Below are 9,670 nucleotides of genomic sequence, written 5' to 3'. Positions count from 1 at the left end.
GTGTAGGTTCGAGTCCTATCACCCGCACAAAGCCTCTGAGAAATCAGAGGCTTTTTTTATTCCAAATAATCTCATTTTCAGATATTTATTTATCAGCTAATCAAAAAAGTGCGTAAATTAGTTAGTGTAATTGTCTTATTCTCAATAACTAACTTAACCTTTTTTGCCTATGTCAATCATTAAAAAACCAACCAGGGCAGTAATATTAGGAGGGCTTTTTTTGGTAATTCCCTTAGTGCTTATCCTTATTATTATTAATCATGCCATTCAGATTTTAATTCCGTTAGGTCAAAAAATCTCCGATCTCTTAAATATTCATTCTGTTTTTGGAGCAGCCACTTTAACTGTTATATGTGTTTTGCTCATTGTCTTTTTGTGTTATGTAGCCGGGATGCTAATTCAAATAGGACTCGTAAGGCAATGGGGTAAAAAAATGGAACAGCAGCTTTTTTTGGTAGTGCCCAGTTTGCAGGTGCTTAAATACAGGCTTATTGATGAAAACCGGACAGGGGTAGAAGGAGCGTGGAAAGCTATATTGCTAAAAGATGGCGATTTTTATCTGCTCGCTTTTATTACTGATGAGGGGGATGATAAATTTATGAGTGTATTTATACCCGATGCCCCAAATATGGGAGGAGGGGAAATACGCTTTGTAGAAAAGGCAACATGTGAATACGAACCTATTTCCATGCATGTAGCCATGAGTGCACTAAATAGCTTTGGTGCTTCGGGCAGACCGTGGGAACATATAAAAAAGCCATAAGATTATCTCTTATGGCTTTTAAAAACCAACTCTATATACTAAAATTATGTTTATGTTTATTGTGCAAAGAATAGGGAAGCGATGTCGCTTGCCTGTTGTCCGGTAAGAATTTCATCAAACGATTCCGGTCCTGCTGCTGCTGGGATATCCGGTCCGTTTGTAGCCATTACCGATGCGGTATTGAAGCCGGCCTGCATTGCATTTTCTTCTCCGTCATACACTGCCTGTGCAGCTTCCGGTAACCCTCCGCGGTCACTGCCTACAATCCATCCTTTTTGTCCTCTCAGTCTTCTTATCTGTGAAGCATGGCGTGCCTCAACCGAGTGGATTTGTAATCCGGCGGTAAGCAAATCTCCGTTAGACATCAGGTTGCCTGCCTGTCCTTTATAGGCACGAACTCCGGTATCTTCAAAAGCCTGCGCTAAAGCCATGAAAGTAGGGTAGTCACTAAAGGTATTAAAGGCTCCGCCTACGGTAAAGTCAAAGTCTGGCTTTTCGGGAGCCATATCTCCTAACGCGCTAGAAAGGAACTGTACGTGTGCCGCTTCGTGCTGTGATATCTGTGCTATTATTGCCTGATCGGCAGCCGGGATAAGTCCGTTAGTGTCCAGTGCTATCTGGTAAAATTCGTCTTCAAGGTATTCCAGTATCAGTGCCAGTTGCAGGGCGGTGGTTGGAGTATCCTGAGTAGTCATAAATGCGGTAGCTGCTGCATTAGCTTTTGTAGGAGCCAGTACAAGCGATGCAATACCCAGTGGCAGGGATGCCAAAGCTGCATTTTTTCCTAATGTTTTAAACTGGTTAAAACTATCTCTTCTGGAGCTTTTACTGTTTAGTAAATTATCATCAGTAAACGACTCTATAAATTTTAAAATATTCATATTGCTGAAGTTTAAATGTTAGTTGATTATGGTAAGAACTGTGCTGTGAAAGGTGTTTGTACCACACCCAGCGAACCTACCGCTGCTAAAATCTCTGAAGGCATTTGTGCAAGGTCTAATCCGTTTGCATCAATCACATCGTTTCCTGCAAAATCTGCCGATCCCGGGTTTAATAAACTCCTGATAGCCGATGCGTGTCTAGCCTCTACCGATACAATTTTACCTGCTATTACAAGGTAATCAGGTGTTGTAATGTATCGTCCGGCACCGTTATAAGCAGCTACACCTGTGTCTTCAAGTGTTTTTGCAGTATTCAGTACCTGCAGCCTGTTACTGAAGTTCAGGTCTCCATAATCAAAATTCAAGTCAGGTAACACGCGGTCTGGGTCATTTAGTACGCCTGTTAGTGCTGTCCTGAAAAACTCGCGGTGTATTACTTCATGCCTGTACAGGTCAGTAAGAACCGACTGTTCTTCACTGCTGAAAACCGATCCGAAATTGTTTCCGTTAACTACTCGTGTATAAAAATCAGCCTCAAGCTGTTCTAAAGCATAAGCATAAGTAAGAATACCGGCATCTCCGCCGCCAAGGTCAAATACGCCGTTTCTTACGCCGGGAAGCTGGTTATCTACCGGAGGGTCTGTCATACCACCATCATCATCGTTACTGCATCCTGCTATAACAAGACCGGTTCCCGCAATGGCAAGCCCGCTGATTCTAAGGAAGCTTCGCCTGTTGGTCAGGTTTGATTTTACTTCCTCAACTTTTACTTTTTTCATAATTAAAGATTTTGAGGTTAATAATAATTGCTTTTCTACCGATGTAGGTTTAGTGTACGGTTGATGTTTTTATTTACGCCTTATTTTCAATATTGGTTTTTGGTATATTCCCATTTTTGTATTTTTTTAACATTTTTTAATTTTAATATGTAGTATTTAATGTCTTGTTTCTGAATACTTTTCAGTGTTTAAGTCTTTTGTTTCAAAGGATTAGCTGTATGTGAGTTATGAGTGTTTAAAAGGAGGTTTTAATTTTTCTTTTTTAATAAAAAGGATGAGAAATAATGAGTTTTTAGTGTTTTATGTCCATTTTATTGGTGTAATAACCGTTATAAATTCATTTTTTTTCGTTTCTTTACATTAAGAATTTATCCGCAGTATATGAAACCAAAAGCTACATTAAAACAGATCGCAAAAGAGCTAAATGTCTCTGTGTCCACAGTGTCTAAAGCTTTAAGCAACAGTCCTGAAATTAGTGAGCCTACAAAAATTAAAGTACAGGAGTTTGCCAAGCTTAAAAACTATAAGCCTAACCACATGGCGGTGAACCTTAAAAACAAAAGGTCTAAAACCATTGGGGTTATTATTCCAAATATCCTGAACCCGTTTTTTGCCAAGGTTTTTAGCGGTATAGAGAAAACTGCTAACGAAAAGGGTTACAATGTAATTACCTGTATCTCTAACGAATCGCTTGAAAAGGAAATCCACGCTATGGACATGCTTAGTAATGGTACTATAGACGGGTTTATCCTTTCGATATCCGAAGAGACACAGAAGGAAGGCGAGTTTAAACACTTTAAGGAAGCTATGGCAGATGATTTGCCTATAGTGATGTTTGACAGGATATCTGACGATGTAAATTGTGATAAGGTTATTGTAGATGATTTTGATTCGGCAGTCTACTCTATGGATCACTTTATAAAATCCAACTGCAAGAATATAGCGCTGCTTTCTACAATTGATAACCTTAGTGTTGGTAAACTTAGGGCAGAGGGATATTTAAAAGCCCTTGCAGTAAACGATATTAAAGTAAATGATAAAATAATACTGAGAACGGAAAGTACCGAGGAGTTTGATGCTAAGCTTCAGGATTTATTTGATAATAATAAACTGGACGGGGTTTTTGCTCTCGACGAGCACGCATCAGTAATGGCTATGAAAGTGGCTATTAAGAAAGGTCTTAAAATTCCGGAAGAGCTTTCCATAATAGGTTTTGCCGACGGGGTTTGGTCCAGAAGATTAACGCCAAGCCTAAGCACAGTAAGTCAGCACGGACCAGAGATTGGGTCGGCAGCGGCAGAAATGCTTATCAACAGGCTGGAAGCCAAAGAAGGAGAAGAACCTGATTATGAAACCCGAGTAATTAAAACCGAATTAAGACAAAGGGAATCGACCCGTAAGTTATAAAACAAAAAAAGCCTCCTAAACGGAGGCTTTTTTTATTGTTCTTTCCTGGTATAATTAAACTGCATTTGCCCCTGTTTGAGTATAAAGCTGTTGTTATCCTTAAATGTTATTTCAATATTCGCCTGATTAAATATAAACTGGGTGTCGCTGGTAGGTGTTAGCGGGAAAGCGCTTTGCCCTGTGGCCTGAGCTGTCAATCCGTTTTCGGTGTATTTAACGGTTATCTCTAACGGAATCTCAGATGAATTGTAATTACCCTCATAACCCTTTAAAACTTCGGGAGCTACCTCTGCAATAGTCAGGTTAGGTAATGGGTAAGGTATTTTATAATAACAGCTTAAAATACCTACTAAAATTTCGTTTAGGTCGTAGTTACTACCATTTTGAATAACCGATATTGACATCTGTTCTTTTGGGTAGTAACCTAAAACAGAAGTGAACGATTCGATACCGCCATTGTGACCGTAAAAATTACGGCTGTTAAAAGGGAAAATAAACATTCCTCTGCCGTAACCCATATCCATGGTTTTCATTGTTTCAAGGGATTCCTTTTTGATTATTTTTCCGTCAAACAGAGCCTTTATGAACTTGGTAAGGTCGTTTGGTGTAGAAACCAATGCGCCGGCAGCATAGGCTACAGAGCTGTCCCACTCATCCGACTGTACCCATTTGTCTCCTTCAAAAGTATAGGAGTACGCCTCGTTTCTTTTTGGGTTGGTTTTAGAGTAGTAATAGGTGTCGGTTAGTTTTAATGGTCTGGTGATTCTGTCGTTAATGTTTGCCTTGTATGTTTTTTTGGTTACATCTTCAATAATATAGCCCAGTAGTACATAGTTAGAGTTGCTGTATTCGGCTTTTTCTCCCGGTTTGAACACAGGATCAAATCCGGCAATCCTTTTTAGCATCTCCATTTTAGTTTGGGCATTTTTGGTGTACTCCATAAAATCATCTGCATTGGTATAATTATAAATACCGCTTTTATGGCTAAGCAGGTGGTCTATGGTTATACTGTCGGCATTTTTTATCTCCGGATAAAACTGTGATAGTTTGGTGTTCAGTGTAAGCTTTTTATCTTCAATTAGCTGAAGCACAATAGCAGCAGTAAACATTTTGGTTATTGACCCAATTTTGTATTTGGTATGGGTGTTGGCTTTAATGCCGTTTTCTGCATCGGTATAGCCGTAAGCGTTTTCAAAAACCACATCGTTACCTTCTCTTATGGAGACTGATCCCATAAAGCGGTCGTTGGTATAAAAGTGGTTTAAAAGCTGGTCTATTTTTTCAAATTTAGGCTCGGTTTGGGCAATACCCTGCGCCGAAGCCATTAAGAAAAATAGAAATAAAGCGGTTTTTTTCATAGCTGTTTGTTGATTGAAATTCATAACACTAAATTATAATTTTTATTTAGTTAAATTTATTGACCTAAAACATAAATAAATGACCACACCAAAGCTATTTTCAAATTTACCTGTTAAAAAACTTACTGATGATACTGACTATTTGGGTTTAAGAGATAAAGGTGATATCATTAAACTGATTCTGACAAATAACAAAGAACAGTTTAATGAAATAAAAATGTTTTCATTGTATGGAGAATGGGGAAGTGGGAAGAGTAGTTTGATGAAATATCTTGAAAGTGAGTTACAAGATGAATTTAATACTTTCTTTTTTGAGGCTTGGGAATATGAAAAGGATGAAAATCTAGCCTATTCTCTTATAGAATTTTTAGCTTCCAAGAATGAAGATATATTAGAAGAAACCTGTGATGAAATATTAAAATTTGGAGGTAGAATTTTAAGAGGATTAGGCAAATCTATTAAGATGAATATTCCTTTATTTACTAATGGTCCTGGGATTGAACTAGATCCAGCTGCTTTTGTTGAAGAGGTTACAAAAGAAGAAGAGTTGACTTTTTATAAAGCATTGAAAGAGTTTAAAAATGAATTTAAACGTCTTGAAGGTAGAATGACATCTTCGGAAAAGAATAATAATTATAATATAATATTTATTGATGATTTAGACAGGTGTGAGCCAGAACAGGTGCTAAATCTTTTGTCGGCTATTAAACTGTTTTTTACTTACGGAAAGAAAACAATTTTCTTTTGCGGAGTTGATAAAAAAGCAGTTGAAGAGGCGGTAAAAACAAAATATGGAGAGGTGATAAAAGCGAATGAATATTTAGAGAAAATTTTTGACGTGTCTTTTACTATGCCTTTTCATGATGATTTACGGCTTTTATTGAATAACTACTTTAACAACTCCACGCGTTATAATATATCTGGAACATTATGGACATTAAGTGAGTGGGTAGAGCATTTTTTGATTGGATTGGATTTTACAAATCCTCGTCGAGTAAAAAAGGTTTTTAATAAGTTTTTGATTTTAAGAAATATAAGTGGTCTAGGTCTGTTTTTTGGTTTTCCTAATATAGGTAGTACTAAAAGAAATAAGAAAGTTAGTGTTTTTGAAGTTTTATTGGTTGTTTATCTAATTATTTTACATGAGTTTTACCATGACAGTTTTCAGAGTTTTTTAAATTTTGGTAAAAAAAGATTAACTTTTGTTAAGTTTAATGAGGAAGAAAAGTCTAATAGTTCCTCTTTTCCTTTACCAAGCTATTTAAAGCTTTTATCCGAAGAAGAAAAACTGGATATACCTTATAAGAATTTTTCTAAAGATGATAATTTATTAGATTTAGATGACTTTTTTATAATGTTGAGTCCTTCTAATTTCCATACTATGGTAAGTGAAGGATCTCCTCTTTCTGGCAAAAAGTTTTTGTCAGAGGAAAACAGTATTGAGATACTTTTTTATGATTACATCGTAGAGAATATTGATGTTTTTATTGAAGATAGATATATGTCAGATTCAAGTTTTGGTCTAATAAAAGATATAATAACAAGAGCGCTATAATAGCGCTCTTTGTGATTTTTAATGTGCCTCAAGCCAGTTGTGACCTTCGCCAATTTCCACATCAAGCGGAACTGCCATTTTAAAGGCATTTTCCATTTCATGCTTAATCATAGGTTTTATTTTATCCAGCTCACTGTTGTGAACATCAAACACAAGCTCATCATGTACCTGTAGCAACATCTTACTCTTCCAGTTCTCGTTGGTTAGTTTTTTATGGATGTTTATCATCGCAATCTTAATAATATCGGCAGCGCTACCCTGTATTGGCGCGTTAACGGCATTACGTTCGGCAGCTCCGCGTACTACCGCGTTTTGCGAATTGATATCCTTAAGGTAACGGCGGCGTCCTGATATGGTTTGAACATAACCATGCTCACGTGCCCACTCTATCTGGTCGTTAATGTATTTTTTAAGGGTAGGGTAGGTTTTGTAATAAGTATCGATAAGCTCTTTTGATTCCGAGCGGCTCAGCGATGTTTGGTTACTTAACCCAAATGCCGAAACACCATATATAATACCGAAGTTTACCGTTTTTGCATGGCTACGCTGTTCGCGGGTTACCTCATTAAGCGGTACATTAAACACTTTTGCTGCGGTAGAGGCGTGAATGTCCTCTCCGTTTTGGAATGATTTTACCATTTCGGGGTCACCGCTAAGGGCAGCAATAATACGAAGCTCTATCTGCGAATAATCGGCAGAAACAAGGGTATGATTTTCATCTCTTGCTATAAAGGCCTTACGTATCTGTCTTCCCCTTTCGGTACGGATAGGAATGTTTTGCAGGTTAGGGTTGTTGGAACTTAGGCGTCCGGTAGCTGCAACTGTCTGCATATAATCGGTATGCACACGGCCTGTAGTTTCCTGTACTTGTAGCGGTAGCGCATCTACATAAGTGTTTTGCAGTTTAACCAACTGGCGCCAGTCTAAAATATCCTGTACAATAGGGTTGTCTTTTGCCAGGTAAGAAAGTACTTCCTCACCGGTAGCATACTGTCCGGTTTTGGTTTTCTTCTGTTTAGCTCCGCCTATCTTTAGTTTGTCAAATAAAATGTCACCCAATTGTTTTGGGGAAGCAAGATTAAATGTCTCTCCGGCAACTTCATAAATGCGTTGTTCTAAAGTTTTAGCATCGTTAGAAAGTACTGTAGAAAGCTGTTTTAGGTAATCGCAGTCAAGCCTTATGCCTTCGTGTTCCATATCGGCCAGTACAGGCATCAGCGGAATTTCTATTTCATCAAACAGTTTACGTGTCCCGGTAGCTTCCAGTTGCGGGGCAAAAAGCTCTTTTAGCTGTAGTGTAATATCTGCATCTTCAGAGGCATATTCCTTAATAAGCTCCAGTTCCACATCGCGCATTGACTTTTGGTTTTTACCTTTTTTACCAATAAGTTCCTCAATAGGTTTAGGCGAATACTGCAGGTAGGTTTCTGCCAGTATATCCATACCGTGCCTCATATCAGGGTTAATCAGGTAATGGGCAATCATGGTATCAAATATCTTTCCTTTTACAGTAATGCCGTAATTGGAAAGCACCTGTAGGTCGTATTTAAGATTCTGACCTATTTTTTCTATGTTCTCATCTTCAAAAAACGGAATGAATTTATTGATTAGTTCCTGAGCTTCATCTCTGTTTTCCGGGAACGGTATATAAAAGGCTTTTCCGGTTTCCCATGAGAACGACATACCCACCAGTTCGGCGGTAAGTGTGTTTACCCCTGTGGTTTCGGTATCAAAACAAACACTTGGCTGTTTCAGCATATCTTTAATTAGCAACCCTGTTGCCAGATTCCCCTGAACCAACTGGTAAAAATGGTTTGTGGTCTCCAGGTTTTTGTAAAAACTCTCGGTTGCAGTATTGGCCGACGGAGTTTCTTCTCCGCCTCCAAACAGTGAAAACTGCTGGTCATCGCTTTTGGCTACCTTTTTGGTAGGGGCAGTACTGTTATTTGAAATTTCACTGTACTCCTCACCATCGGCAAACAGTTTATGGAACTGGTCAGCCATTCTTCTAAACTCAAGGTCATTAAAAATGGCTTCCACTTTTTCGGTATCCGGTTTGGAAAGCTCGTAGTCTTTCTCATTAAAGGTCACATCACAGTCGGTAATAATTGTGGCCAGTACTTTAGATAAACGCCCCTGTTCGGCATTCTGTTCAATCTTCTCCTTCATTTTACCTTTTAGCTCGTGTGTGTTGGCTAAAAGATTTTCCATAGAGCCGTATTCTTTAAGTAGTTTTTTGGCAGTTTTCTCACCTACACCAGGTAGCCCAGGGATGTTGTCTACAGCATCGCCCATCATACCCAGAAAATCAATTACCTGTTCCGGCCTTTCTATCTCAAAACGCTCCAGTACTTCGGGTACGCCCCATATCTCAATACCGTTACCCATTCTGGCAGGGCGGTACATAAAAATGTTTTCGCTAACCAGCTGAGCAAAATCTTTATCGGGTGTTACCATAAAAGTTTGGTAGCCCTGTTTTTCGGCCTGCTTTGCAATGGTTCCTATAAGGTCATCGGCCTCACAGCCTTCAAGCTCCACAATTGGGATGTGCATTGCTTTAAGGATTTCATGTATGTAAGGTACTGCCAGTTTTATAGCCTCAGGAGTTTCATCTCTATTGGCCTTGTATTCGGTAAACATTTCAGTACGCACAGCACTTCCTCCTTTGTCAAAAGCAACGGCTAAATGATCTGGTTTTTCACGTTTTATTACATCCAGCAGGGAGTTCATGAATCCCATAATGGCCGATGTATCCATCCCCTTGGAGTTTATCCTCGGGTTTTTGATAAAAGCATAATAACCACGGAAAATTAATGCATATGCGTCGAGTAGGAAAAGTCGTTTTTGCTGTGACATGATAAAATCTATTTGGCGTAAAAATAAACAAACTGGTGCAGAATAAGAATAATATGTCAGGCTTTTGTGTT

General features: G+C 38.5%; 7 protein-coding genes. 3 read left to right on the top strand and 4 right to left on the bottom strand.

Features of this window, described 5'->3' with window-relative positions:
• The first annotated feature begins 433 nt into the window (after positions 1 to 433).
• Positions 434 to 763 carry a DUF502 domain-containing protein gene (locus Q763_RS17830; protein WP_157499411.1) on the top strand — a complete coding sequence of 110 codons (330 nt, stop codon included), beginning with the start codon at positions 434 to 436 and terminating at the stop codon, positions 761 to 763.
• A 56-nt stretch (positions 764 to 819) separates the two neighbouring features.
• On the opposite strand, the gene Q763_RS10845 is transcribed toward Q763_RS17830, so the two are convergent.
• Both Q763_RS10845 and Q763_RS10840 read right to left on the bottom strand, forming a co-directional pair.
• Complete coding sequence (locus Q763_RS10845) at positions 820 to 1,644, bottom strand: ferritin-like domain-containing protein (protein ID WP_035134133.1); 825 nt, start codon at positions 1,642 to 1,644, stop codon at positions 820 to 822.
• A gap of 26 nt (positions 1,645 to 1,670) precedes the next feature.
• The gene (locus tag Q763_RS10840; RefSeq protein WP_157499410.1) at positions 1,671 to 2,426 is read right to left on the bottom strand and encodes a ferritin-like domain-containing protein; all 756 of its coding nucleotides are present in this window, start codon (positions 2,424 to 2,426) and stop codon (positions 1,671 to 1,673) included.
• Between the two features lie 378 nt (positions 2,427 to 2,804).
• On the opposite strand from Q763_RS10840, the gene Q763_RS10835 reads away from it, so the two are divergent.
• Positions 2,805 to 3,830, top strand: coding sequence for a LacI family DNA-binding transcriptional regulator (locus Q763_RS10835; protein WP_035134129.1), 1,026 nt, complete (start codon positions 2,805 to 2,807; stop codon positions 3,828 to 3,830).
• A 32-nt stretch (positions 3,831 to 3,862) separates the two neighbouring features.
• Here Q763_RS10835 and Q763_RS10830 read toward each other — a convergent pair whose 3' ends face one another.
• On the bottom strand, positions 3,863 to 5,188 hold the full coding sequence (locus Q763_RS10830) for a serine hydrolase domain-containing protein (protein WP_035134152.1): 1,326 nt from the start codon (positions 5,186 to 5,188) through the stop codon (positions 3,863 to 3,865).
• 79 nt (positions 5,189 to 5,267) lie between these two features.
• Between Q763_RS10830 and Q763_RS10825 the strand changes: the two genes are divergently transcribed.
• Positions 5,268 to 6,743 (top strand): KAP family P-loop NTPase fold protein, encoded by a 1,476-nt coding sequence (locus Q763_RS10825; RefSeq protein ID WP_035134126.1) that lies wholly within the window; start codon positions 5,268 to 5,270, stop codon positions 6,741 to 6,743.
• Positions 6,744 to 6,761: 18 nt separating this feature from the next.
• Here the strand turns inward: Q763_RS10825 and polA are convergent, their stop codons facing one another.
• Positions 6,762 to 9,599, bottom strand: a complete 2,838-nt coding sequence (gene polA, locus Q763_RS10820) for a DNA polymerase I (protein WP_035134125.1) — start codon at positions 9,597 to 9,599, stop codon at positions 6,762 to 6,764.
• Between the last annotated feature and the right edge of the window lie 71 nt (positions 9,600 to 9,670).

Origin of the sequence: Flavobacterium beibuense F44-8 (genome assembly GCF_000769915.1) — a bacterium.
GTDB classification, from domain to species: Bacteria; Bacteroidota; Bacteroidia; order Flavobacteriales; family Flavobacteriaceae; genus Flavobacterium; species Flavobacterium beibuense.
The sequence above is the reverse complement of the archived record's forward strand: the minus strand, read 5'-3'. Positions and strand labels throughout refer to the sequence as shown.